13 protein-coding genes are annotated in these 25,083 nt (G+C 69.9%); 11 read left to right on the forward strand and 2 right to left on the reverse strand.

The annotated features are described in order from the left end of the window. The first annotated feature begins 140 nt into the window (after window positions 1-140). Both CDO46_RS14860 and CDO46_RS14865 read left to right on the forward strand, forming a co-directional pair. On the forward strand, window positions 141-1,139 hold the full coding sequence (locus CDO46_RS14860; protein ID WP_254914612.1) for an FAD:protein FMN transferase: 999 nt from the start codon (window positions 141-143) through the stop codon (window positions 1,137-1,139). Continuing rightward, on the forward strand, window positions 1,136-2,746 hold the full coding sequence (locus CDO46_RS14865; protein WP_087839266.1) for a sulfite reductase flavoprotein subunit alpha: 1,611 nt from the start codon (window positions 1,136-1,138) through the stop codon (window positions 2,744-2,746). The genes CDO46_RS14860 and CDO46_RS14865 overlap by 4 nt, the downstream gene beginning before the upstream one ends. On the opposite strand, the gene CDO46_RS14870 is transcribed toward CDO46_RS14865, so the two are convergent. Then, window positions 2,747-4,162: an MFS transporter gene (locus tag CDO46_RS14870; protein ID WP_087839267.1), complete on the reverse strand. Its 1,416-nt coding sequence runs from the start codon at window positions 4,160-4,162 to the stop codon at window positions 2,747-2,749. Window positions 4,163-4,302: 140 nt separating this feature from the next. Between CDO46_RS14870 and CDO46_RS14875 the strand changes: the two genes are divergently transcribed. Further along, window positions 4,303-5,493 carry an MFS transporter gene (locus tag CDO46_RS14875; RefSeq protein WP_087839268.1) on the forward strand — a complete coding sequence of 397 codons (1,191 nt, stop codon included), beginning with the start codon at window positions 4,303-4,305 and terminating at the stop codon, window positions 5,491-5,493. A 21-nt stretch (window positions 5,494-5,514) separates the two neighbouring features. Here the strand turns inward: CDO46_RS14875 and CDO46_RS14880 are convergent, their stop codons facing one another. Continuing rightward, a complete protein-coding gene (locus CDO46_RS14880; RefSeq protein ID WP_087839269.1) occupies window positions 5,515-5,913 on the reverse strand; it encodes an ankyrin repeat domain-containing protein in 399 nt (132 codons plus the stop codon). 331 nt (window positions 5,914-6,244) lie between these two features. Here CDO46_RS14880 and glgA point away from each other — a divergent pair, with 331 nt between their 5' ends. Genes glgA through treY form a run of 8 tightly spaced genes read left to right on the forward strand, consistent with a single transcriptional unit; the run spans window position 6,245 to window position 25,081 of the window. Further along, complete coding sequence (gene glgA / locus CDO46_RS14885; RefSeq protein WP_087839270.1) at window positions 6,245-7,771, forward strand: glycogen synthase GlgA; 1,527 nt, start codon at window positions 6,245-6,247, stop codon at window positions 7,769-7,771. Further along, window positions 7,771-10,812, forward strand: coding sequence for an alpha-1,4-glucan--maltose-1-phosphate maltosyltransferase (locus CDO46_RS14890; protein WP_087839271.1), 3,042 nt, complete (start codon window positions 7,771-7,773; stop codon window positions 10,810-10,812). The genes glgA and CDO46_RS14890 overlap by 1 nt, the downstream gene beginning before the upstream one ends. Before the next feature lie 40 nt (window positions 10,813-10,852). After that, window positions 10,853-14,227, forward strand: coding sequence for a maltose alpha-D-glucosyltransferase (gene treS / locus CDO46_RS14895; RefSeq protein WP_087839272.1), 3,375 nt, complete (start codon window positions 10,853-10,855; stop codon window positions 14,225-14,227). Then, window positions 14,208-16,403: a 1,4-alpha-glucan branching protein GlgB gene (glgB, locus tag CDO46_RS14900; RefSeq protein ID WP_087839273.1), complete on the forward strand. Its 2,196-nt coding sequence runs from the start codon at window positions 14,208-14,210 to the stop codon at window positions 16,401-16,403. Before treS ends, glgB begins: the two co-directional genes overlap by 20 nt. Window positions 16,404-16,405: 2 nt before the next feature. Continuing rightward, the gene (gene glgX / locus CDO46_RS14905; protein ID WP_087839274.1) at window positions 16,406-18,493 is read left to right on the forward strand and encodes a glycogen debranching protein GlgX; all 2,088 of its coding nucleotides are present in this window, start codon (window positions 16,406-16,408) and stop codon (window positions 18,491-18,493) included. After that, window positions 18,490-20,280 (forward strand): malto-oligosyltrehalose trehalohydrolase, encoded by a 1,791-nt coding sequence (gene treZ / locus CDO46_RS14910; RefSeq protein WP_087839275.1) that lies wholly within the window; start codon window positions 18,490-18,492, stop codon window positions 20,278-20,280. Before glgX ends, treZ begins: the two co-directional genes overlap by 4 nt. Then, a complete protein-coding gene (malQ, locus tag CDO46_RS14915) occupies window positions 20,277-22,397 on the forward strand; it encodes a 4-alpha-glucanotransferase (RefSeq protein WP_087839276.1) in 2,121 nt (706 codons plus the stop codon). The genes treZ and malQ overlap by 4 nt, the downstream gene beginning before the upstream one ends. Continuing rightward, the gene (gene treY, locus CDO46_RS14920) at window positions 22,394-25,081 is read left to right on the forward strand and encodes a malto-oligosyltrehalose synthase (protein ID WP_087839277.1); all 2,688 of its coding nucleotides are present in this window, start codon (window positions 22,394-22,396) and stop codon (window positions 25,079-25,081) included. The genes malQ and treY overlap by 4 nt, the downstream gene beginning before the upstream one ends. Window positions 25,082-25,083: the final 2 nt, after the last annotated feature.

The raw sequence follows: 25,083 nt of genomic DNA on the forward strand, positions 1-25,083 counted from the left end.
CCCCAGGGGGCGATGCGGGTAGACCGGCGGAGCCGGATCCACCGCATCCTGGGCCTGGTGCCGCTATCTTGGGTTGTGGCAGCGGTGCTTCGCTGGCTGCCGGCCATGGTAACGAGCCCGAAGGGCGTAGGGAGGGGCGAGTGCTCGTGCCGCTGGCGGTGTCGGAGCAGGCGCGGCGGGGCTATGGGAGCGGGGCTCGGGTGGTTTCCATGGGCGGCCCGACGATGGGGACGAGCTGGTCGGTCAGGCTGGTGGATGATGGCGGGGTGCCGCCGGACCTGGACGAGCGGGTGCGGGCGACGCTGGACGGGGTCATCGACGAGATGAGCAACTGGCGGGACGATACGGACCTGAGCCGCTTCAATGCCGCGCCGGCGGGGAGTTGGCACGCCTTGCCCGATGCCTTGTTCATGGTGCTGGAGCAGGCGCTGAGCGTGGCCCGCGAAAGCGGGGGCGCCTACGATCCTACGGTGGGGCCGCTGGTCGACCTGTGGGGGTTCGGGCCGCAGGGGCCGCGCGCCCGGCCGTCCGAGGCCGAGATCGAGGCCGTGCGTGGGCGCGTGGGCTGGGAGCGGATCGAACTGGACGTGGCGGGCCGCCGTGCGCGGCAACCAGGCGGGGCCCATGTGGACCTGTCCGGCATCGCCAAGGGCTACGCGGTCGACGCCGTGGCCCGCTGCCTGCGGCGCGCCGGCGTGGCGGGCTATCTGGTGGAGATAGGCGGCGAGCTGGCCGGCCACGGGGTGAAGCCGGACGGTACGCCCTGGTGGGTGGAGCTGGACCGGGCCTGGGATGCGAACGGCGAGTCGTCCGTGCCGCCGACGCTGGTGGCCCTGGAGGGCCTAGCGGTTGCCACCTCGGGCGACTACCGGCGCCATGTCTCCGATGGGCAGGGCATGTACAGCCATACCCTGGACCCGCGCACCGGCGCGCCCATCGGCAACGGCGTCGTCTCGGTCACGGTCCTGCACCCCGAGTGCATGGCCGCCGATGCGCTGGCGACGGCGCTGACGGTGATGGGGCCGGACGAGGGGCTGCGCTGGGCGGCGCGTCGCGGGCTGGCGGCGCAGTTCGTACAGCGCACCGCCCAGGGGTACCGGGAAACGATGACGCCCAATTTCGCGGCGATGATGGAATGAACGACGAATCTCGCGCGGCATCCGCGCGCCGGGCGGGCGTGGCGGTGTTGTTGCTGCTGGCGGCCCTGGTCCTGGTGGCCGCCGTGCTGCCGCTGTCGCCGGCGGCGCACCGCGCCGTGGCAGGGGGACTGGTAGTCGCCTGCTATGTGGCGTTCTGCGTATGGACCGCGCTGGCATGGCGCGCCGCGGCGTCTCCGTCCGGCGGCCCGATCGCGGCCGATGCGCTGCTGGTGGCCTATGCCAGCCAGACGGGCTTCGCCGAGCAGATCGCGCGGCGCAGCGCGCAGGCGCTCCAGGCCGCCGGATTGCCCGTGCATCTGGCCAACCTGGCGGAGATGGGCGGTTCGGCCCTGCAGCGTTTCCGCCAGGCCCTGTTCGTGGTCAGCACGACGGGCGAGGGCGATGCCCCGGACAGCGTCGCCGGCTTCGCGCGCAAGACGCTGGCCGGCGAACTGGCCCTGCACGGCATGAGCTACGGCGTGCTGGCCCTGGGCGACAGCAGCTACCAGCGCTATTGCGCCTTCGGCCAGTCGCTGGCGAACTGGCTGCACCGGCAGGGCGCCGAGCCCATGTTCGATCCTATCCTGGTGGACGATGGCGACGAGGGTGCGTTGCGCCACTGGCAGCACTACCTGAACGTGCTGGGCGCGAGCGCGGAAATGGAAGACTGGGCTGCGCCCAGCTACCGGGCCTGGACGCTGGCCGAGCGCCGATTGCTGAACGACGGCAGTCCCGGCGGCCCCGCCTATCACCTGGCCCTGGTGGCCGCGGATGCATCCCCGGCCGACTGGGAGGCCGGCGACATCGCCGAGATCGGGCCGCGCAATGCTCCCGATGACGTCGCGTCGCTGCTGGCCGCGCTGGGCCTGGATGGCGCCATGGGGGTGGACGGCGGGCAATCGCTGGGCGATGCGCTGGCGGCACGGGTGCTGCCCCATGACGAGGCCGGACGCGCCGCGCTGCGCGGCTTGCCGGCCCCGGCGCTGCTGGAGGCGCTGCCGCGCATCCCCCATCGCGAGTATTCGATCGCCTCGCTGCCGGCCGATGGCCGCCTGGAGCTCCTGGTGCGGCAGATGCGGTATCCCGACGGCCGGCTGGGACTGGGGTCGGGATGGCTGACCCGGCATGTCCGCGTGGGCGGCAAGGTGGACGTACGGCTGCGGCGCAATGGCGGCTTTCATCCGCCTGCGCCTGGGCGGCCGTTGATCCTGATCGGCAACGGCACGGGCATGGCGGGCTTGCGCGCGCACCTGAAGGCGCGCGCCGCCGCCGGGGCGCATCGCAACTGGCTGCTGTTCGGAGAACGCACGCCGGAGCACGACTTTTTCCATCGCGACGAAATCCAGGCGTGGCGCGGGCAGGGCGTGCTCGAGCGGCTGGATCTGGCGTTCTCGCGCACGGCCGGCTGGCCGCGCTACGTGCAGGACTGCCTGCCCGCCGCGGCAGGCGAACTGCGGGCGTGGGTGGACGATGACGCCGCGATCTACGTCTGCGGCAGCCTGCAAGGCATGGCGGCGGGTGTCGCGGCCGAACTCGAACGCATCCTGGGCCGCGATCGCCTGGACGAATTGGCCGAACAGGGCCGCTATCGGCGCGACGTGTACTGATCAGGCGGTGCCGCCGCTGCGCCGGTGTCCGCTGACCTCGGCACCGGCGTCGTGCCGCAGCCGCACGAAGCTCAGCAGGCTGCTCAGGGCCAGCAGGCCCACGACGAGGAAGGTGATCCGGAAGTCCGTGACGTCGTAGGTCGCGCCGCCGGTGTCGCGTGCGGCGGCGGTAAGATGCAGCACCACGGCCCCGACCGCGATGCCCAGGCCCATGGACATCTGCTGGGTGGTACTGAACAGGGTGTTGGCGCTGCTCATCTGCGGGTGTGGGACCTCGGCGAAGGCCATGGAAGTCAGTCCGGTGAACTGCATCGAGCGGGTCAGGCCGCACACCAGCATGATCGCCACGACCACCGGCACGGGCGTATCGGGCGACAGTACGGCGCACAAGGTGATCGAGGCCCCCGCCAGCGCGCCGTTGAAGACCAGCACGTTGCGGAAGCCGAAGCGGCGCAGCGCCTGCGTCGTGCCCAGCTTCATGCCCAAATTGCCCAGCATGCTGGCCAGGTACAGCATGCCGGCCTCGAAGGCGTTCAGGCCGAAGCCCACCTGGAACAGCAGCGGCAGCAAAAAAGGCATGGCGCTGATCGCCGTGCGGGCGATCGTGCCGCCTATCATGACGGTGCGGAACGACGGCACGGCCATGATGGTGGGGTCGATCAACGGATGGGGGTGGCGGCGCAGGTGCGCGGCCAGCGCCACGCCCAGCGCGATGCTGCCGGCGACGAGCAGGGCGCCCAGCTGCCACCGTCCGCCGTAGCCCAGGAGCTCCACCCCGACCATCAGGAAGCTGAGCGCGAGGCCGCTCAGGGCGAAGCCCGCCGTGTCCAGCGGCCGCCGTGGCTGCGGGGCGGATTCGGGGATATAGGCGCGGATCAGGAAGATGCCGGCCACGCCCAGGGGGACGTTCAGGAGGAAGATCCACTGCCAGCTCAGGTAGGTCGCCAGGAAGCCTCCCAGCGGGGGGCCGATCACGGGCGCGATCAGTCCCGGCCAGACGATGAAGGCCATGGCGCGGACCAGGTCTTCCTTGCCGGTGTTGCGCAGCACCGCCAGCCGTCCCACGGGCACCATCATCGCGCCCGCCATGCCCTGGAATACCCGCGCGGCGGTGAATTGCGCGACGCTGGTGCTCAGCGCGCACAAGACGGAGGCCAGCGTGAAGGCGGCGACCGCCCAGGCGAAGACGCGGCGTGTGCCGAGCCTGTCCGCGACCCAGCCGCTGATGGGGATGAACACGGCCAGGGTCACCAGATAGGACGTCATGCCTATGCTGAGGTTGACCGGGTTGGTACGGAAGGTGGCGGCCATTTGCGGCAGGGCGGTCGCGATCACCGTGCCGTCCAGCGTTTCCATGAAGAAGGCGGCGGCGACGATGAGCCAGATGATGTTGGGCTTGGCGGTGGGGGCGGTCATGGGCGGCGCGTGGGGTGAGGCCGGATCGGGCCCGGGCAGTATATGCCGTGTGCCGCGATATTTGACCGGAGCCGGATGTCGAGCGGTCCAAATAACCTAGAATCATAAAAACATCGAAACCGGGACGTCCGCGTACGAGCATGAATGCATTGACCGAGAAGGATGTGCGCCGCAATGCGCTGGTGCTCAGTTGTGCGCAGTCGCTGGGTGGGGCCAATCCCGCCATCGTCATTTCGCTGGGCGGGCTGGTGGGGCAGATGCTGGCCACCGACAAATCGCTGGCGACGCTGCCCGTCAGCCTCTACAACCTCGGCCTCGCGCTGGGGACGATCCCGGCGGCCATGCTGATGCGCAGGCTGGGGCGCCGCGCCGCCTACATGCTGGGCGCGGTGATCGGCGGCGTGGCCGGGCTGCTGGCGGCCTACAGCATCGCCACGGGCATGTTCGCGCTGTTCTGCGTCGCCACCGCCATCGCCGGTACCTACGGATCGTGCGTGCAGAGCTACCGCTTCGGGGCGACCGACGGGGCCGACGCGGCGTTCAAGGCGCGGGCGATTTCCTGGGTCATGGTGGGCGGACTGGTAGGCGCGGTCATCGGACCCCAGACCGTGATCTGGACGCGCGACGCGATCGGCGCCATTCCCTTCGCCGGCAGCTTCGTCGGCCAGGCCGTGCTGGCGCTCGCGGCGCTGCCGGTGCTGATCCTGCTGCGCGGATCGGTGCGTCCCGCGGCCGAGCAGGGCGGGGGGCGGCCGCTGCGCGAGATCGCGGCCTCGGGCCGCTTCGTGGTGGCGGTGACCGCGGGCATCGTCTCGTACGGGATGATGAGCTTCGTCATGACGGCCGCGCCCATCGCGATGGTGGCGTGCGGACACACGGTGGGCGAGGCCGCGCTGGGCATCCAGTGGCACGTGCTGGCGATGTACGGGCCGAGCTTCGTCACCGGCAGGCTGATCACGCGCTTCGGCAAGGAGTGGGTGACGATGGCCGGCCTGCTCCTCATGGCGGTGTCCGGAGCGGTCGCGCTGCATGGCCTGAGCGTGGGGCATTTCTGGCTGTCGCTGGTCTTCCTGGGCGTGGGCTGGAACTTCGGTTTCATCGGCGCCACCGCCATGGTCACCGACTGCTACCGGCCCGAGGAGCGCACCAAGGTCCAGGCCCTGAACGATTTCCTCGTGTTCGGTTCCGTGGCCGTGGCGTCGTTCTCGTCGGGCCGGCTGCTCAACGCCTCGGGATGGGAAACCATCAATTGGCTGCTGTATCCGGCCGTGGCGATCGTGCTGCTTCCCCTGTTGTGGCAGGCGGGCCGCACGCGCCGCGCGGCGGCCTGAGGCCGGCGTTTCCTGCCGCGTTCAGTTCGGGAGGCCGAACAGGTCGGCCCGCCCGAACATGCGCGCCGTTTCCCTTGCCGACGGCGTGCCCAGGTCGGGATTCGCGCCGCCGTCCAGCAGCGCCCGCACCACCTCTTCTTCTCCCTTGAACACGGCCCCGGCCAGCGGGCTCTGCCCCCGGTCGTTGACGCGGTTGGGATCCGCGCCGTGCTCCAGCAGCGTCCTGACCGTGCCGGCATGGCCATGGTAGGCCGCCAGCATGATCAGGCTATCCCCTTTCTGGTTGGTCAGGTCCGCGGGCGCCCCGGCGGCGAGGTAGGCGGCCAGCGTCTCGGTTTCTCCCGCGCGGGCAAGATCGAACAGCTTGGTGGCCAGGGCCAGCACGGCATCGTTGGGCTGGTAGGAATCGCTAGGGCTCATGGTGTTTCTCTTTTGGTGATCAAAGGCTTCCACGCGGTGCGCGGGAAGAATGTCGTTACAAACCTGGCGCCATGCGGGGCGCGCGCGGCGCACCATGGCATGCATATTGCCCTTGTCCCCGGCAAGGGATGCCCATCCCGGGAAGAATGCCGCATCGGACGTGTACATCTTACTCACAGCGGTAATTTTTATCGGCGAGGATGGACATTATCCGGCGCGGCACCCGCCCGCCGCACGAGAAACATCCCTGCGCGTGTGAAGTCCCGACCCAATCATCAGCTGCCCATGGGGAAGCGTCTTTTGCCGGAGAAACATCTTGCTGCCGAGAGTCATGCTAGTAACGTCGGAGGCCCTGCCGCTCGCCAAGACGGGGGGCCTGGGCGATGCGGTAAGCGGCCTGGCACGGGCCCTGCGCGACGCGCACGTCGACGCGACCATCTTCATGCCCGCCTATGAAAGCGCGCTGCATGCCGCCAGCGACCTGGAGAAGGTGGCCGATCTGCCCGGATTGATCGGGGGCGATGCCGAGGTCTGGGCGGGATGGGTCGCGGATACCGAGATACCGGTGCTGCTGCTGCGCAACGACGCCCTGTACGTGCGCCCCGGCAACCCCTACCTGGATGCGGACGGGAGGGAGTTTCCCGACAATGGAATCCGCTTTGCCGCGCTGGCCCAGGCGGCAAAGCGGATTTCGGTGGGCGAGACGCCGATCAGGGTTCCGCACGTGGTCCATGCCCACGACTGGCACGCGGCCCTGACGCCGCTGTATCTGCACGCGGCCGGCGTCAAGCGGCCCAAGACGGTGTTGACCATCCACAATCTCGCGTTCCAGGGCAACTTCCCGCTGCGCCTGGCGGAGGAGCTCGGCATCCCGCCCGCCTATCGTGGCAGCGAGGGCGTGGAATTCTGGGGCAACCTGAACTTCATGAAGGCGGGGTTGCGCTACGCCGACAAGATCACGACGGTCAGCGCGACCTACGCGCGCGAGATCCTGACCCCGGCGTTCGGCCATGGACTGGAGGGCGTACTGGGCCAGCGCGCCCATGAACTGCACGCCATTCCCAACGGCATCGACACCGAGGTCTGGGATCCCGCTTGCGATCCCTATCTGCCCGAGCATTTTTCCGCCATGGACCTGCGCGGCAAGATCCGCAACAAGCTGGAGATGCAGCGCGCATTCGGCCTGCCCACCGACCCCGAGGCGCCGCTGCTGGCGATGGGCAGTCGCCTGACCTCGCAGAAGATGGCGGATCTCGCGATCGAGGTGTTCCCCATGCTGCTGGCGGCGCATCCGCGTCTGCAGATCGCCGTGCTCGGCTGCGGCGAGCGCGCGCTGGAAGAGGCATTGCAGGAACTGGCCGCGCGGCATCCGCGCAACCTGGGCGTGCACATCGGCTATGACGAACGCCGCGGGCACCTGCTGCATGCCGGCGCCGACATGCTGCTGCACGGCAGCCGCTTCGAGCCATTCGGCCTGACGCCGCTGTATTCCATGCTGTACGGGACCGTGCCCATTGCGTCGCGTGTCGGTGGCCTGGCCGACAGCATCGCCGGGCTGTCCCAGGCGCCGGATGCCGAGGTCGGATCGGCCACGGGCATTCTGTTCGACGGGGACACACCCGCCGACATGATGGCGGCGGTCGAGCGGGCGCTGGAGACCTTTGCCCAGCCGCAGCGGTGGGCGGCCCTGCAGAAGAACGGGATGACCCGCCACTTCGGCTGGGAAGCTTCCGCCGCCCAATATGTCGAGCTGTACCGCATGCTCGCGCCGGTCGCTCCCGTGGGCGCGCCCATGGTGGCCCGCCGTCCGGAGGCGGCCAGCGCTCCGGCCGAGACCGCCGTACGGAAACGGGCCTGATGGCGGCGCGACGTCGACCGCCGCTGCGTATCTACCATGCCAGGGCTTCGGCCCTGGGGCCGGTGCTGGACGAGGCGGGCGCGCTGGCGGCGCCCTGGCGCGCGTGGCTCGAGACGGCCGCCGGGCTGGGATTCGGGCAGGTGCTGGCCGACGCGCGCGAGGCAGGCGACGAGGCCTCGTGCGGTGTGCTGGCGCGCGCCGCCACGCGGCGCCGGCTGGAGCTTTATCTGGATTGTCCACCGGCCGGCGGCGAAGCTGCCGTCGACTGGGCGGCGCGCGCGCCGGCGTGGGGCGAACTGGGCGTGCGCGGCCTGCTGGTCCGGGGATGGGACGCGGCCGGCCCGTGGGCAGGCAAGCTCGCGTCGCTGCGCGGGCGCGAGGACGGACTGGACCTGCTGGCCTGGACGCCCGGCCTGTCGCGCGAGGCGGTGCGAGGGCTGCGCGGAGTGGGTTTTTCCCATGTGTTTTCGTCGCTGGCCTGGTGGGATTTCCGCAGCGCCTGGTTCATGGACGAGTGGCACGCGCTGGCGGACACCGGCTGCGCCGTGCTGGCCTTTCCGGCCGATCCTTACGGCCCCGGCGCGGCGGGCGTCGGCGTGCCGGATGCCGAGGTGCGGCAACGCGCCTCGATCCGTGCGCTGTGGGCCGCCGCCACGTGCGGCGCGGGCTGGCTGGTGCCCATGGGATACGAACGGCACGGGCTGGATGGCGCGCCGCACGGCCAGCTGGACCTGGGCGACGAGCTTCGTGCCGCGAATCGCTGGCTGGCCCGCGTGCCGGCCGATGACGTGACACTGTCGCCGCTGGGCGGCGCGGACGCGCCTATCGCCATGTTGCTGCGCCGTGCCGTCGGGCAGCGGGGCAGGCGCAGTCATCTGCTGCTGTTCAATCCCGACCTGCTGGCCGCATCGGCGGTGGATTGGCCCATGATCCAGGCCAGGCTGCCCGATCGCGTGCAACGGCCGGCCGATGGCGGCGTGCCCGCGACGCTGGGGCCCGGCGCCGCGCAGGCCGTCGAACTGGGATCCGCGCCCCCCGTGCTGTCAGGGCCGCCGCGCCGCCGGTCGCTGACCGCGGCCATGGGCGCGGCCCGCGTGGCGATCGAGGCGCTCGAGCCCGTCATCGAACAGGGCCGGTTCGCGGTGAAACGCACGCCCGGCGAGGCGCTCGCGGTGCGCGCGGATATCTTCATGGACGGCCACGACAAGCTGGCCGCCGACGTGCTCTGGCGCGCCGCCGACGAGGAGGCCTGGACCCGGGTGCCCATGGTGCACCTGGGCAACGATCGCTGGGAGGCCGTGTGCCGGCCCGAGCGCGTGGGCATGGGCTACTACGCGATCGAGGCCTGGCGCGATACCTATGCGACGTTCCTGGACGAACTTCGCAAGAAGACCGATGCGGGCGTGGACGTGAAGGTGGAAGTGGAGGAGGTCCGTGGCTGGATACTGAAGGTGCTGGGCCGCGCTACCCAGGCCGGAGCCGAGACGCGGGCCCGGGCCGAGGAAGCCGCCCGCGGCCTGGCGGAGCTGCCCACCGAGGACTGCCTGGCGTGGATACGGTCGCCGCAGGCCGCCGCCCTGGTACAGGCGCTGGAGCCCCGCGAATTCGCGTCGCGCTCGGCCGAGTTCCCGGTGCGGGTCGAACGCCGGACCGCCCGGTTCGGCAGCTGGTACGAGTGCTTCCCGCGTTCGCAAAGCGGCGATCCGCACCGGCACGGCACCTTCGCCGACGTCGCGGCACGCCTGCCCGCGATACGGGACATGGGCTTCGACGTGCTGTACTTCCCGCCCATCCACCCCATCGGCCGCCGCAACCGCAAGGGCCGCAACAACAGCCTCGTGGCCGAGCCCGGGGATCCCGGCAGCCCCTACGCCATCGGTTCGGAAGAGGGCGGACACGACGCGATACACCCCGAACTGGGGACGCTGGACGATTTCCGCGCGCTGGTGGGCGAGGCTGCCCGGCACGGCCTGGAGATCGCCCTGGATTTCGCCATCCAGTGCTCGCCCGATCACCCGTGGCTGGCCCGTCATCCCGACTGGTTCGCCTGGCGCGCCGACGGCTCGCTGCGCTATGCCGAGAATCCGCCCAAGAAATACGAGGACATCGTCAACGTCGATTTCTACGCGCGCGCCGCGAACGGACGCGATGCCGCCTCCGGCCTGTGGCTGGCCCTGCTGGACGTGGTGCTGTTCTGGGCGGCCGAGGGGATACGGATCTTCCGGGTGGACAATCCGCACACCAAGCCGCTGCCGTTCTGGGAGTGGCTGATCGGCCAGGTGCATGCGCGCCATCCCGACGTCGTGTTCCTGTCGGAGGCCTTTACCCGGCCCAAGATGATGTACCGGCTGGCCAAGCTGGGGTTCTCGCAATCCTATACCTACTTCACGTGGCGCGAGACCCGCCGGGAACTCACCGACTACCTCGAGGAAATATCGCGGCCGCCTGTATCCGATTTTTTCCGCCCCAATTTCTTCGTCAATACTCCCGACATCAATCCGCGCCATCTGCAGACGTCGGGCCGACCGGGTTTCCTGATCCGGGCCGCGCTGGCGACCACGTTGTCGGGTTCCTGGGGCATGTACAGCGGCTTCGAGCTGTGCGAGGGCACGCCGGTACCCGGCAAGGAGGAATATCTCGATTCCGAGAAATACGAGATCCGGGCCTGGGACTGGAACCGGCCGGGCAACATCGTGGCCGAGATCGGCGTCCTGAACCGGATACGACGCGACAACCCGGCGTTGCATATCCATACAGGCACCGGGTTTCTCAACACCGATAATGACCACGTGCTGGCCTATACCAGGGCGACGCCGGAACGCGACAACGTGGTGCTGGTGGTGGTGAACCTTGACCCGCACGGCGCGCAGGGCGCCAATGTCGAACTTCCGCTGTGGGAGTTCGGGTTGCCGGACGATGGCACGCTGCATGCCGAAGACCTGTTGCGCGGGTACCGCTTCGATTGGCATGGAAAGATGCAGCACGTGTGGCTCGAACCTGGCGGCCCCTACGGGATATGGCGCATTTCCCGGCGATTCTAGGATCCGCTCCCTTCGGGGATCCATCGGCAGGCGAGGACGCATGAACAACAAGCGCGAGACATCCGTGAATGCCGTGAACCGGGGCGATCCGCTCTGGTACAAGGACGCGGTCATCTACCAGCTGCACGTCAAGTCCTTCTTCGACGCCAACAACGATGGCATCGGGGATTTTCCAGGGCTGCTGTCCAAGCTCGACTACATCGCGCAACTGGGCGTGGACACGATCTGGCTGCTGCCTTTCTATCCTTCTCCCCGGCGCGACGACGGCTACGACATCGCCGAGTACCGGGGCGTGCATCCGGACTACGGCGAACTGGCGGACGTGCGGCGTTTCATCGCGGCGGCCCACGAGCGCGGCATGCGCGTGATCACCGAACTGGTGGTCAACCACACTTCGGACCAGCATCCATGGTTCCAGCGCGCGCGCCACGCCAAGCCGGGGTCGGCCGCGCGCAATTTTTACGTGTGGTCCGACAACGACCAGGCTTACGCCGGTACGCGCATCATCTTCATCGATACCGAGAAGTCGAACTGGACCTGGGATCCGGTGGCCGGGGCCTATTTCTGGCACCGCTTCTATTCGCACCAGCCCGACCTGAACTACGACAATCCGCGCGTGCTCAAGGCCATCCTGAGCGTCATGCATTTCTGGCTGGACCTGGGCGTGGATGGCCTGCGGCTGGACGCCGTGCCCTACCTGGTCGAACGGGAGGGCACCAACAACGAGAACCTGCCCGAGACCCATGCCATCCTGAAGCGCATCCGGCAGGACCTGGAAGCGTCCTACGACGATCGCATGCTGCTGGCCGAGGCCAATCAATGGCCCGAGGACGCGCAGGAATATTTCGGACAGGGCGACGAGTGCCACATGTCCTTCCACTTCCCGCTGATGCCGCGCATGTACATGGCCATCGCCAAGGAGGACCGCTTTCCCATCACGGACATCATGCAGCAGACGCCGGACATTCCGGACAACTGCCAGTGGGCGATCTTCCTGCGCAACCACGACGAACTGACGCTGGAGATGGTGACCAGCAGCGAGCGCGACTACCTGTGGGAGGTGTATGCCGCCGACCGCCGGGCCCGCCTCAACCTCGGGATACGCCGGCGCCTCGCGCCGCTGATGGAGCGCGACCGCCGCCGCATAGAACTGATGCACAGCCTGCTCCTGACCATGCCGGGCACGCCCGTCATCTACTACGGCGACGAGATCGGCATGGGGGACAACATCCACCTCGGCGACCGTGACGGCGTACGCACGCCCATGCAATGGTCGCCCGACCGCAACGGCGGGTTCTCGCGCGCCGACCCCGAGCGACTGGTGCTGCCGCCGCTGATGGGCAATCTGTATGGCTACGAGGCGGTGAACGTCGAAGCCCAGTCCGGCGACGCCCATTCGCTGTTGAACTGGATGCGCCGCATGCTGGGCAAGCGGCGCCAGTATCGGGTGTTCGGCCGCGGCGGCCTGCGGTTTCTCTATCCGGGCAACCGCAAGATCCTGGCGTACCTGCGCGAGCACGAGGAAACCACCATCCTGTGCGTGGCCAACCTGTCGCACACGCCCCAGGCGGTGGAACTGGACCTGGCTGAATTCGACGGCAGGGTGCCGGTCGAGCTGACCGGGGGGACGGCATTCCCCGCGATCGGACGCCTGACCTATCTGCTGACCCTGCCGCCCTATGGCTTCTATTGGTTCGAGTTGAGCGCCTCGGCGACGCCGCCGAACTGGCACCTGGCCACCGCCGACCAGTTGCGCGAGTTCCGGACGCTGGTGTTGCGCGGCAAGACGGGCTATGACCTGACTACCGAGTCGCGCCGTACGCTGGAGCATGCCGTCCTGCCGGAATACCTGGCGCTGCGGCGCTGGTTCGCCTCCAAGCACGAACGCATCGTTTCGGGGCGCGTGGTCTACGGCGTGCGGCTGCCCGCCGCCGACGAGCTGTACCTGACGGAGATCGAGGCCGACCTGGGCCAGCGGCGCGAGCGCTACGTGGTGCCCCTGGGGCTGATCTGGGAGGAAACCCTGCCGCAGCTGCAGCAGCAACTGGCGCTGGCGCGGGTACGGCGCGGACCCATGGTGGGCATGGTGACCGATGCGTTCAGCCTGCAGAGTTTCGCCATCGCGGTGTTCGACAGCCTGAAGAACGGCATCGAGCTGGAGTCGCGCATCGCCGCCGACGGGGGCGGGGACGCCCGCATACGGTTCCTGCCCGAGCCTGGCCTGGAGACCGTGGCGGTCGATGCGGACACGCCCATCCAGTGGCTGTCGGCCGAGCAGTCCAACAGTTCGCTGGTGGCCGGGACGATGGCGGTATTGAAGATCGTGCGCCGGGTCACGGCCGGCATCCATCCGGAAAGCGAGATGACGCGCCATCTGACGCGGCTGGGATTCCGCAACACGGCGGCGCTGCTGGGTGAGGTGGTGCGCGTGGACGAGGACGGCACGCCGCACACGCTGATGCTGGCCCAGCAGTACGTGGACAACCAGGGCGATGCGTGGAACTGGACGCTGGAGTACCTGCACCGGACCCTGGACGATGCCGCGCTGACCGCCGAAAGCGCCGAGGACTATGGCCAGGAACTGCGCGGCTACGCGACGCTGGCCGCCGCCGTGGGCCGGCGCCTGGGCGAGCTGCACGCCGCGCTGGCGATGCCTTCCGACGATCCGGCCTTCGCGCCGGTCGAGGCTTCGCGCGAGGACGTCGGGCGCTGGGTGGACGATGCCCGGCAGAGCCTGGACCAGGCCCTGGCCATCCTGGCCGCGCGCCGCGACTGGGGCGACCTGGCGGCCGAGGCCGCGCTCCTGCTGGACAACCGCCACCTGCTCGAAGCCGCCATGGACCGCCTTGGCCAATCCGTCCGCCATGCCTGGCTGACGCGGGTGCATGGAGACTTCCACCTGGGGCAGGTCCTGGTGGCGCAGAACGATGCCTACATCATCGATTTCGAGGGGGAGCCGGCACGCACCATGGAAGAACGGCGGCGCAAGCGCAATCCGCTGCGCGACGTGGCCGGCCTGCTGCGCTCGTTCGACTACGCATCGGCGGTGGTGGCGCGGGCGCCGGATGCCACGGTCCCCGCGGCCGGCGCCAATCCCATCGCCGGTCCGTCCGTCGACACCGTGGCGCAGCGCCGGGACGTCCTGCTCGAACGGTTCCGCGTCGAGGCGTCGGGCGCGTTCCTGGACGCCTATCGCGAGGCGGCGGCGTCGGCGCCTCGCCCGTGGGTGGACAGCCAGGACGAGGATGCGCTGCTATCGCTGTTCCTGATCGAGAAGGCCGCCTACGAGGTGTGCTATGAAGCCGCCAACCGGCCGGCGTGGATAGGAGTGCCGCTGCGGGGCCTGGTGACGTTGGCGGCCCGGATCGAACCGGCAATACGGAGGCAAGAGGATCTTGACGGACAACAGCCGTGACGGCGGGATGGCCCCCGCCGATATCGAGGCCCTGGCCGGCGGCCGGCACCCCGACCCTTTCTCCGTGCTGGGGCCGCAGCTGCGCGACGGCCGCCTGTGGCTGCGCGCCTTCCTGCCCGGCGCCCTGACCGTGCAGGCCGTGTCGGATACGGGCGGCGTCGTGGACCTGAGGCCGTCGGGCGGCGGCGTGTTCGAGGCCCAGGCCGATGCCGGCTTCCTGCCCGGCCGCACGGGCTACCGCCTGCGCATCCAGTGGCCCGGTGCTTTCCAGGAGGCCGAGGATCCCTACGCGTTCGGCCTCATCCTGGGCGACGAGGACCTTGCCATGCTGGCGCGGGGCGACCACGACGGCCTGGAGACCTGCCTGGGCGCCCATTGCACCACGATGGAGGGCGTCCCGGGCGTGCGCTTCGCGGTGTGGGCGCCCAATGCCCGCCGCGCATCGGTGGTCGGGAATTTCAACGCATGGGACGGCCGTCGCCATCCCATGCGCCTGCGCCATGCCGCGGGCGTCTGGGAGCTGTTCGTGCCCAGGCTGTCGCACGGGGAACCCTACAAGTACGAACTGCTGGGCCCCGATGGCAGCCTGCTGCCGCAGAAGGCCGATCCGTGCGCCTTCCAGGCCGAGCCGGCACCAGGCTCGGCCTCGGTGGTCGCCGATCCCGCGCCCTACGCATGGACCGATGCGGCATGGATGGAGGGCCGAGCGGCGCGCCATGCGCCCGATGCGCCTATCTCGATCTACGAGGTGCATGCCGGTTCCTGGCTCAGGAAGGAGGACGGCGGAACCTGGTCCTGGCATGAGCTGGCCGACCGCCTGATTCCTTACGTGGCCGGCATGGGGTTCACGCATCTCGAGCTGCTGCCCATCATGGAGTATCCCTTCGGCGGTTCCTGGGGCTACCAGCCGCTGGGAATGTTCGCGCCGACGGCGCGCCATGGCACGCCGCGCGATTTCGCCGCGTTCGTCGATCGCTGCCATGCGGCCGGGTTGGGCGTGATCCTGGACTGGGTGCCCGCGCATTTCCCCACCGACCCCCATGGGCTGGCGCGTTTCGACGGCACGGCGCTGTACGAGTACCAGGACCCGCGCGAAGGCTTCCACCAGGACTGGAACACGTACATCTACAACCTGGGCCGCAACGAGGTGTGCAACTTCATGCGGGCCAGCGCCCTGTACTGGCTGCGCCGCTATCACGTGGACGGGCTCCGGGTGGATGCGGTCGCGTCCATGCTGTATCGCGACTACAGCCGCCGCGCGGGCGAATGGCTGCCGAACGTGCACGGCGGGCGGGAGAACCTGGAGGCCATCGCGTTCCTGCGAGACCTGAACGGCAGGGTGCGGCGTTTCTTTCCCGATGCCATGATGATCGCCGAGGAGTCCACCGCCTGGCCGGGGGTGACCGCGCCGCCGGAAGCGGGCGGGCTGGGTTTCCACTACAAGTGGAACATGGGATGGATGCACGACACGCTGCGCTACATGCAGCGGGACCCCGTGCACCGGCACTATCACCATCACGACCTGACCTTCGGCATGGTGTATGCCTATTCCGAGCAGTTCGTGCTGCCGCTCTCGCATGACGAGGTGGTCCACGGCAAGGGTTCGCTGATCGGCAAGATGCCCGGCGACCGCTGGCAGCGCTTCGCCAATCTGCGGGCCTATTTCGGCTTCATGTGGAGCCATCCGGGCAGGAAGCTGCTGTTCATGGGCGGGGAGCTCGCCCAGGAGCGCGAGTGGAACCATGACGGACAACTGGCCTGGGAGGCGCTGGCCGATCCGCTGCATGCCGGCGTGCAGCGGCTGGTGGGCGACCTGAACCGCGTCTATGCCGACAGGCCCGCGCTGCACAGGCTGGACGGCGATCCGGCGGGGTTCCGCTGGGTGATCGGCGACGACGACCGCAACAGCGTGTTCGCCTACCTGCGCATGGACGGCGAGCGCTGCGTGCTGGCGGTGTGCAACATGACGCCTATCCCCCGCGGCGACTACCGGCTGGGCGTGCCCCGGGCGGGGCGGTGGCGCGAGATCGTCAACACCGACGCCGCCGACTACGGCGGTTCGGGCGTGGGCAACGCCGGAGCGGTCGAGGCGCGGCAGCAAGCCGCGCACGGCCTGCCCCATTCGCTGGTGTTGACCTTGCCGCCGCTGGCCACATTGCTGCTCGAACCCGAGTGACCATGGGCGCCGTCGTCGATCGCTTGCTGCCGGGCCGCCCCTATCCCCTGGGTGCCCACTGCGACGGAATGGGCGTGAACTTCGCCGTGTTCTCGGCGCACGCGCACCGCATCGATCTGTGCCTGTTCGATGAATCGGGGCGCAAGGAAATCGCGCGCATGCCCCTGCCCGAGTGCACCGACGAAGTCTGGCACGGCTATCTGCCGCGGGCGGGGCCGGGGCAGGTATACGGCTACCGGGCGTTCGGCCCCTACGAGCCGCAGCATGGCCACCGTTTCAATCCGCACAAGCTGCTGATCGACCCGTATGCCCGCAAGCTGGCCGGGTCGCTGCGCTGGACCGACGCGCTGAACGGCTTCCGGCGCGAGGATCGCGGCATGGACCGCCGCGACAGCGCCGCCGCGGTGCCCAAGTGCGTGGTCGTGGACGATGCCTTCGACTGGCACGGAGACCAGCGGCCGGAATGGCCGTGGGGCCAGACCGTGATCTACGAGGCCCACGTGCGGGGGATGTCGATCTCGCGCGAGGACATGCGGCCCATCGAGCGGGGCACCTTTCGCGCGCTGACCAATCCCGCGCTGATCGATCATCTGCTGTCGCTGGGCGTCACGTCGCTGGAACTGCTGCCCATCCATGCCCACGTCAACGACCGTTTCCTGGTCGAGCGCGGCCTGCGCAATTACTGGGGCTACAGCAGCCTGTCGTTCTTCGCGCCCGAGCCCGCCTATCTGTCGCGCAACGAGCTGCACGAGATCCGGACCGCCGTGCGCAACCTGCACGCGGCCGGCATCGAAGTGATCCTGGACGTGGTCTACAACCATACCTGCGAGGCCAGCGAGACCGGGCCGACCCTGTCGTGGCGCGGGCTGGACAATGCCAGCTACTACCGCCTGGTGCCCGGCGACGAGCGTCACTACATCAATGACACGGGTTGCGGCAACACGCTGAACCTGTCGCATCCCCGCGTGATCCAGATGGTGATGGATTCGTTGCGCTACTGGGCCGAGGCCTTTCGCGTGGACGGCTTCCGCTTCGACCTGGGCGTGACGCTGGGCCGCGAGGCCGGCGGCTTCGATCCGGGGGCGGGCTTCTTCGACGCGCTGCTGCAGGACCCGCTGCTGTCGCGCCTCAAGCTGATTTCAGAACCCTGGGACATCGGCCCCGACGGTTATCACGTCGGCCATCATCCGCCGGGATTCGCCGAGTGGAACGACCGCTTCCGCGATACCGTGCGCCGTTTCTGGCGCGGCGACGAGGGCGTGCGGCCGGAGCTGGCCACGCGGCTGGCGGGATCGGGCGATTTGTTCAACCGCCGCCATCGCCGGACGTGGGCCTCGATCAACTTCGTCACCGCGCACGACGGTTTCACGCTGGCGGACCTGGTCAGCTACACCCACAAGCGCAACGAGGCCAACGGCGAGGAAGGGCGCGACGGAAGCAACGAGAATCACAGCAGCAACTGGGGCGTCGAGGGACCGACCCTGGATCCGGCCGTGCTGGAGACCCGGGCGGCGGTGGCGCGAGCCATGCTGGCGACGCTGTTCTGTGCGCACGGCACGCCCATGCTGCTGGGCGGAGACGAGTTCGGCCGTACCCAGTCCGGCAACAACAATGCCTATTGCCAGGACAACGAGATCTCCTGGTTCGACTGGCGCCTGGCCGCCTCCGGCGAAGGCCGGGCCATGACGGCCTTCGTTGCGAGGCTGGCCGCGCTGCGGCACGAGTATCCGTCCCTGCGCAGTGAGCGCTACATGGCGGACTACCACTTCGTCGAGGATGGCCTGGCCGAGATCGGCTGGTTCGACGAGCATGGGGAACGGGTCGACAGCCAGGCGTGGAACGATCCCGGCCGGCGCGCGCTGGTGCTGCGGCGGGCGGTCCGGCACGACGGCCGCGTCGAAGTCACGCAGCTGCTGGTCAACGGCCACGGCCATGCCGTCTCGTTCGCCTTGCCCGCGCCGGCCGTGCGCTGGCGCATGCTGATCGACAGCAGCCGCCCGGAGGAGCCCGAGGCCGACGTGGTCCAGATGCCGCTGGAGCTGGCCCCGCGCAGCGTGGTGCTGTTGGGTTGCAGGATGAACTCGCCATGAAGAAAACTCTGCTTTCCGAGAAATTCGGTGCTCGCCTGCTGGGGCCGGACAGGACGCGCTTTCGCCTGTGGGCGCCGGGCCAGCAGGCGGTGTCGGTGGAGCTCGATCCCGGCACGGCGCAAGCGTCCGTGGTCCCCATGCAGGCCAGGCGGGAAGGCTGGTTCGAGGCCGAGGTGGCTCGCGGCGCGGGCACGCGCTACCGGTATCGCCTGGCGGACGGAACCGCGGTGCCGGATCCCGCCTCGCGCATGCAGGACGGCGACGTGCACGATGCCAGCGTGGTCGTCGATCCGGCCGCCTACCGGTGGCGCAATACGAGATGGCGCGGCCGACCCTGGAGCGAGGCGGTCATCTACGAACTGCACGTGGGCGCCATGGGCGGCTTCGACGGCGTGCGCGGCCACCTGCCGCGCCTGGCCGAACTGGGAGTGACGGCCATCGAGCTGATGCCCATCGCCGATTTTCCCGGCACCCGGAACTGGGGCTACGACGGCGTGCTCCCTTATGCGCCGGACCGCGCCTACGGCACGCCGGAGTCCCTCAAGGCCCTGATCGACGAGGCCCATGGCCTGGGGCTGATGGTTTTCCTGGACGTGGTCTACAACCATTTCGGGCCGGACGGCAATTACCTGCACGCCTATGCGCCGTCCTTCTTCCGCGACGACGTGCACACCCCATGGGGGCCGGCCATCGATTTCCGCCGCCGGCCGGTGCGGGAATTCTTCACCGGCAACGCCGCGTACTGGCTGCACGAATACCGTTTCGACGGCTTGCGGCTGGATGCGGTGCATGCGATTGCCGAGCAGGACTGGCTGGAGGAGATGGCCCACGCCATCCGGCAGGCGACCGACCGCCAGCGGCACGTGCACCTGGTCATCGAGCACGATGGCAACGCCGTGTCGCTGCTGGAACATGAGTTCGACGCGCAGTGGAACGACGACGGCCACCACGTCCTGCATCGCCTGCTCACGGGCGAGAACCAGGGCTATTACCGAGACTATGACGAACGGCCGGCGGCGCGCCTGGCGCGCTGCCTGGCCGAGGGATTCGTCTACCAGGGCGAGCCGTCGGCCCATCGCGGCGGCCAGCACCGGGGCCGGCCGTCGGCGCACCTGCCGCCGACCAGCTTCGTGCTGTTCCTTCAGAACCACGACCAGATCGGCAACCGGGCATTGGGCGAGCGCCTGCGGACCCTGGTGGGAGACCGCAGCGAGGCGCTGCGCGCGGCGGTGGCGCTGGTGCTGCTGGCGCCCCAGATCCCGTTGATCTTCATGGGCGAGGAATACGGCGTGGAAACGCCGTTCCTGTACTTCACCTGCCATGGTCCGGAACTGGCCGGCGCGGTGCGGGAAGGGCGGCGCAAGGAGTTCGAGAGTTTTCCCGCGTTCGCCGACGAGGCCGCGCGGGCCGCCATCCCGGATCCCAACGAGGCATCCACCTTCGAAGCGTCGCGGCGCGGCCTGTTCCAGGACACGGGGGGCTGGTTTGCGTATTACCAGGCGCTGCTGCGCTGCCGGCGCGAGGCGCTGATGTCCAGCCTGGATGCGACGCGGGCCCTGGGGGCGCGCGCCCTGAGCGACAGCGCGGTCGAGGCGCGCTGGAGCCTGGGGGATGGGCGCGTGCTGGCGATCGCCTCCAATTTCGGCGACGACGCGGTGACGGCGACGCAGCCCGGCGCGGCCTTTGCGCTGCTGTTCGAGAGTCGCCAGGGGCTGGCACGCGGCTTGCGGCAGGGCGTGCTTGATCCCACGTGCACCCTTGCCTGGACGGAGGCGCAGACTTCATGAGAGGACCCGATCACGACCTCGAGCGCCTGGCCGGCGCGGCCGGCGTCGCCGTGCATTGGCGGGATGCCATGGACCGGGAGCAGGTCGTGGCGCCGGAGGTGCTGCGTACCCTGCTGACCGAACTCGGCTTCGACGTGGAGACGCCCGCGGGCGTCGCCGATTGCCTGGAACGGCTCGAGCACGAAAGCGGACAGGGGCTGCCGGCGTTGAAGACCGCGTCGCCGGGAGCGCCGGTCGAACTGCCCTGGGCCGGGAGCGAGGCCGAGTTGCCGTTCCAGCTGTCTTTCGAGGACGGCGGGCGCATGAGCGGGATCGCCCGGCGCGGCGCCAGCGGCGCGCTCGTCCTGCCCGGCGTGGACCGGCCCGGCTATCACACCTTGCAGCTGGGCCAGGCCGCCTGCACGCTGGCCGTCGCGCCGGACCGGTGCTTCGCGATCGATGACGCCTTGCATGGCGCGCCGGCCCGTCTCTGGTCCCTGGGGGTCCAGCTCTACGGCCTGCGCCGCGATGCCGCGGCATCCATCGCCGCGGGCAGCTCGGGATTCGGCGATTTCACCGCCTTGCGGCTGCTGGCCGAACAGGCGGCCGCGCGGGGCGCGTCCGCCATCGCCGTCAGTCCGGTGCACGCGATGTTCAGCGCCGATCCGGGGCGCTACAGCCCCTATGCCCCTTCCAGCCGATTGTTCCTGAACGTCCTGTACGCCGATCCGGCCGCGTTGTTCGGGCCGCAGGCCCTGGCTGCCGTCTCGGCGCGGGGGCTGGGGGACGAGCTGTCGCGGCTGGCGGGGCTGTCGCTGGTCGACTGGCCTGCGGCCGGGCGGGCCAAGCTGGCCGTGCTGCGGGCCTTGTTCGACGATTTTCCGCGCAATGCGCCGCCGCGCATGCACGAGGACTTCCAGGCATTCGAGCGGGAAGGCGGCGAACCGCTGCGTTCGCATGCGCGCTTCGAGGCCATCCACGCCTGGCGCGTGGAGCAGACCCGGGACCGGTCGGGCTGGCGCCAATGGCCGGCGGCGTTCCGCTCGCCCGCCAGCCCGGAGGTGGCGCGTTTTGCCGCGCAGCACGAGCACGAGGTGCGATTCCACGTCTTCCTGCAATGGCTCGCCGCGCGCGGGTTGGCCGAGGTGCAGGCCGCGGCGCGCCGGGCCGGCATGCCTGTCGGGCTGATCTCGGACCTGGCGGTCGGCACGGATCCCTCGGGCAGCCATGCCTGGGCGCGGCAGGAGGAGGTGCTGGCCCGGTTGTCGCCAGGGGCGCCGCCGGATCTCTTCAATCCGCGCGGCCAGGCGTGGGGGCTGACGGCGTTTTCCCCGCGCGCGCTGGCCGCCAACGGCTACCGCGCCTTCATCGAGCTGCTGCGGGCCAGCCTGGCGCACGCGGGCGGCGTGCGCATCGACCATGCGCTGGGCCTGTCGCGCATGTGGCTCGTGCCGGAAGGCGCATCGCCGGACGAGGGGGCCTATGTGCGCTATCCCTTCCAGGACATGATGCGCCTGATCGCGCTGGAGTCGTGGCGGCATCGCGCCATCGTGATCGGCGAGAACCTGGGCACGGTGCCCGAGGGCTTCAACGAGCAGATCGCGCGCGCCGGCATGCTGGGCATGGACGTTCTGTGGTTCAACCGGGAAGGGACCTGGCCCGGCGCGCCGTTCAGGGCGCCGGGCGGCTGGTCGCGGCAGGCGCTGGCCACCACGACGACGCACGATCTGCCGACGGTGGCGGGATGGTGGCAGGGTACCGACATCCGTTGGCGAGCCGAACTGGGCCTGTTGGCCGAGGGCCGCGGCATCGAGGCCGAGCAGGCGGAGCGGGGCCAGGACCGGGCCCGCCTGTGGGAAGACCTGGGCCGCGCCGGCACGGTGGGCGCCGGCGATCCGCTCCCGCCGGAGGCGCCGGTGACGGCGGTGCTCGATTTCGTGGCGCAAACGCCGGCCCCGCTGCTGGTCGTGCCGCTGGAGGACATGCTGGGCCTTCAGGAACAACCCAATCTGCCGGGCACCGTCGATACGCATCCGAACTGGCGGCGCCGCATGCCGCTACCGGTGGAATCGTTGTTCGAGGAGCCCGGCGCCGCCGGGCGCGCCGCCTTGCTGGCCAGGACGAGGGGGAGGGCATGAATGGATCCGTTTTCCCGGCGCGGGCCGCCGGGCAGGGCATCGTCGCCTGCGGCGTGCCGCGCGCCACGGCGCGCCTGCAGTTCCACGCGGGTTTTCCCTTCGAGGCAGCCGCCGCACAGGTCGGGTATTTCCGCGACCTCGGCATCAGCCATCTGTATGCCTCGCCCATCACGCGCGCCCGCCCGGGGTCCATGCACGGCTACGACACCGTGGACTACGGCTGCGTGAGCCCCGAACTGGGAGGGGAGGAGGGACTGCGCAGGCTGGTGGCGCGGCTGCGCGAGCACGGCATGGGCCTGATCGTGGATATCGTGCCCAATCACATGGGCGTGGGAAAAGAGAATGCCTGGTGGTGGAGCGTGCTCAAGCTGGGGCGCGCCAGCCCCTATGCCGAGTTCTTCGACATCGACTGGGAACCGGCCGACCTGGCGCTGTGTGGCAAGGTGCTGGCCCCTTTCCTGGGCGAGCAGTACGGCCAGGTCCTGGCCGCCGGCCAGTTGTCGGTACGGCTGGACGAGGAGACGGGCGAGCCTGTCATCGCCTATTTCGACGCACGCTTTCCGATCGCCCCCGATTGCGCGGCCGAGATCGCGGCCCAGCCTCCGGAGGCCTATGACGCCACGCGGCCAGAGGGCCGGGCGCGCCTGCACGCGCTCTTGGAACGGCAACACTACCGGCTGGCGTGGTGGCGCACGGCGGCCGAGGAAATCAACTGGCGGCGCTTCTTCGAGGTCAGCGACCTGATCGGCGTGCGCGTGGAAAGGGAGGACACGCGCGAGGCCATCCATGCGTTGCCGTTTCGCCTGTACGCCGAGGGACTGATCGATGGCGTGCGCGTGGACCACATCGACGGACTGGCCGATCCCGAGGCCTATTGCCGCTACCTGCGCGAGAACCTCGCCGCGCTCGACGGCGGGCGGCCCGCCGGATGTCCGCGCGACGTGCCGTATATCGTGGTCGAGAAGATACTGGCGTCCGACGAACCCCTGCCGGCGAGCTGGCGCGTGCAGGGGACCACCGGCTACGACTTCATGAACGACGTGGGCGCGCTGCTGCACCACCCCGAAGGAGAGGCGCGCCTGACGGCGCAATGGGAGGCCGTGTCGGGCGAGGCGCGCGGCTTTCGCGCGCTGGTGCTGGACGTGCGGCGCCGGCTGGTCGCGCAGAGCTTCGCGGGCGAGTGCGACGCGCTGGTCCGCATACTGCACCGCATCGCGCGCACCGACCTCGCTACCCGGGATTGGGGGGCGCCCGCCATCCGCCGGGTGCTGACCGAACTGCTGGTGCATTTCCCCGTCTACCGCACCTACGTCGGGGGCGAGACGCCCCTGGCGGCCGATGAGGTGGCCATGGGAATCGCCTGCAAGGGCGCGCGGCAGGTCCTGCGGCGTGCCGATCACGGGTTGCTGGAACTGCTGGCGCAATGGCTGGGACAGGCGCCGGACGCGCCGGCCACGCCTGCGCTGCGGGCCTGGCGCCGGGAAGCCCTGCGCAGGTTCCAGCAACTGACGGCGCCGCTGGCGGCCAAGTCGGTGGAGGATACCGGGTTCTACCGCTACGGACGGCTGCTGTCGCGCAACGAGGTCGGCTCCGATCCCGGCGTGTTCTCGCTGGATGCCGAAGGTTTCCACCGCAAGGTGCTGGCGCGCGCGGCCCGTTTCCCCGATGCCATGCTGGCCACCGCCACCCATGACCACAAGCGCGGCGAGGACGCCCGGGCGCGCCTGGCCGTGCTGAGCGAGTTCGGGGACGAGTGGCTGCGGCTGGTGGGCGCATGGATGCGCCGCCACGAGGCGCTCAAGGCGCGCGAGGGGCCGCGTCCGGCGCCGGCGGACGAATACATGCTGTATCAGACCCTGTTCGGCGCCTGGCCCCTGGATCTGGCCATCGCCGACGAGGCCGGCATCGCGGCGCTGGCGGAGCGGGTAGGGGAGTGGCAGACCAAGTCCCTGCGCGAGGCCAAGCTGCGCTCCAGCTGGGTGACGCCCGCCGACGAATACGAGCAGGCCTGCGACGCCTTCCTGCGCGCCGTGCTCGATCCCCGCCGCAACGGCCGCAGCCTGCTGGAACTGTCGGCCTTCGTGGCGCGCGCCGGCGCGGCGGGCGCCCTGAACGGCCTGGCCCAGACCTTGTTGCGGCTGTCCACGCCGGGCGTGCCCGATCTCTACCAGGGTACCGAGTTCTGGGATTTCAGCCTGGTCGATCCGGACAACCGCCGGCCGGTGGACTACGGCCGGCGCCGCGCCGCGTTGGCGTCCGATGCCGATTGCGCCTCGCTGGTGGCGAACTGGCGCGACGGGCACATCAAGTTCGAGCTGATCCGGCGCGCCCTGGCCTTGCGGCAGCGCGATCCGGACCTGTTCCGCCGCGGCGACTATCTGCCGCTTGCGGCGCATGGCGACGCCCGGGATGCGGTGCTGGCCTTCGCCCGCCGCCACGAGGACCGGTTCGCCGTGGCGATCGTGCCGCTGCACGCTTCGGCGCTGGTGCTGGCCTCCGGCCCGTCGCCGGTTCCGCACGTGCCCCCCGGGGCCTGGGGCGACACGTCCATCGACCTGTCGGGCCTCGTCAGGGACGGCGCACTGCGCAACGTCCTGGACGGCCGCTCCTGCGCCGTGGCCGGCGGGACGGTGCGCGTGGCCGACGCCCTGGCCGCCTTTCCGGTCGCCCTGATGCACGCCTGATC

The sequence above is a fragment of the Pigmentiphaga sp. NML030171 genome (assembly GCF_002188635.1).
Classification (GTDB): Bacteria; Pseudomonadota; Gammaproteobacteria; order Burkholderiales; family Burkholderiaceae_B; genus Pigmentiphaga; species Pigmentiphaga daeguensis.

Excerpts from the sequence above, each read along its gene's own strand:
- CDO46_RS14865 (WP_087839266.1), top strand. The coding sequence starts at position 1,136 with ATGAACGACGAATCTCGCGCGGCATCCGCGCGCCGGGCGGGCGTGGCG.
- CDO46_RS14870 (WP_087839267.1), bottom strand. The coding sequence starts at position 4,162 with ATGACCGCCCCCACCGCCAAGCCCAACATCATCTGGCTCATCGTCGCC.
- CDO46_RS14875 (WP_087839268.1), top strand. The coding sequence starts at position 4,303 with ATGAATGCATTGACCGAGAAGGATGTGCGCCGCAATGCGCTGGTGCTC.
- CDO46_RS14880 (WP_087839269.1), bottom strand. The coding sequence starts at position 5,913 with ATGAGCCCTAGCGATTCCTACCAGCCCAACGATGCCGTGCTGGCCCTG.
- glgA (WP_087839270.1), top strand. The coding sequence starts at position 6,245 with ATGCTAGTAACGTCGGAGGCCCTGCCGCTCGCCAAGACGGGGGGCCTG.
- CDO46_RS14890 (WP_087839271.1), top strand. The coding sequence starts at position 7,771 with ATGGCGGCGCGACGTCGACCGCCGCTGCGTATCTACCATGCCAGGGCT.
- treS (WP_087839272.1), top strand. The coding sequence starts at position 10,853 with ATGAACAACAAGCGCGAGACATCCGTGAATGCCGTGAACCGGGGCGAT.
- glgX (WP_087839274.1), top strand. The coding sequence starts at position 16,406 with ATGGGCGCCGTCGTCGATCGCTTGCTGCCGGGCCGCCCCTATCCCCTG.
- treZ (WP_087839275.1), top strand. The coding sequence starts at position 18,490 with ATGAAGAAAACTCTGCTTTCCGAGAAATTCGGTGCTCGCCTGCTGGGG.
- malQ (WP_087839276.1), top strand. The coding sequence starts at position 20,277 with ATGAGAGGACCCGATCACGACCTCGAGCGCCTGGCCGGCGCGGCCGGC.
- treY (WP_087839277.1), top strand. The coding sequence starts at position 22,394 with ATGAATGGATCCGTTTTCCCGGCGCGGGCCGCCGGGCAGGGCATCGTC.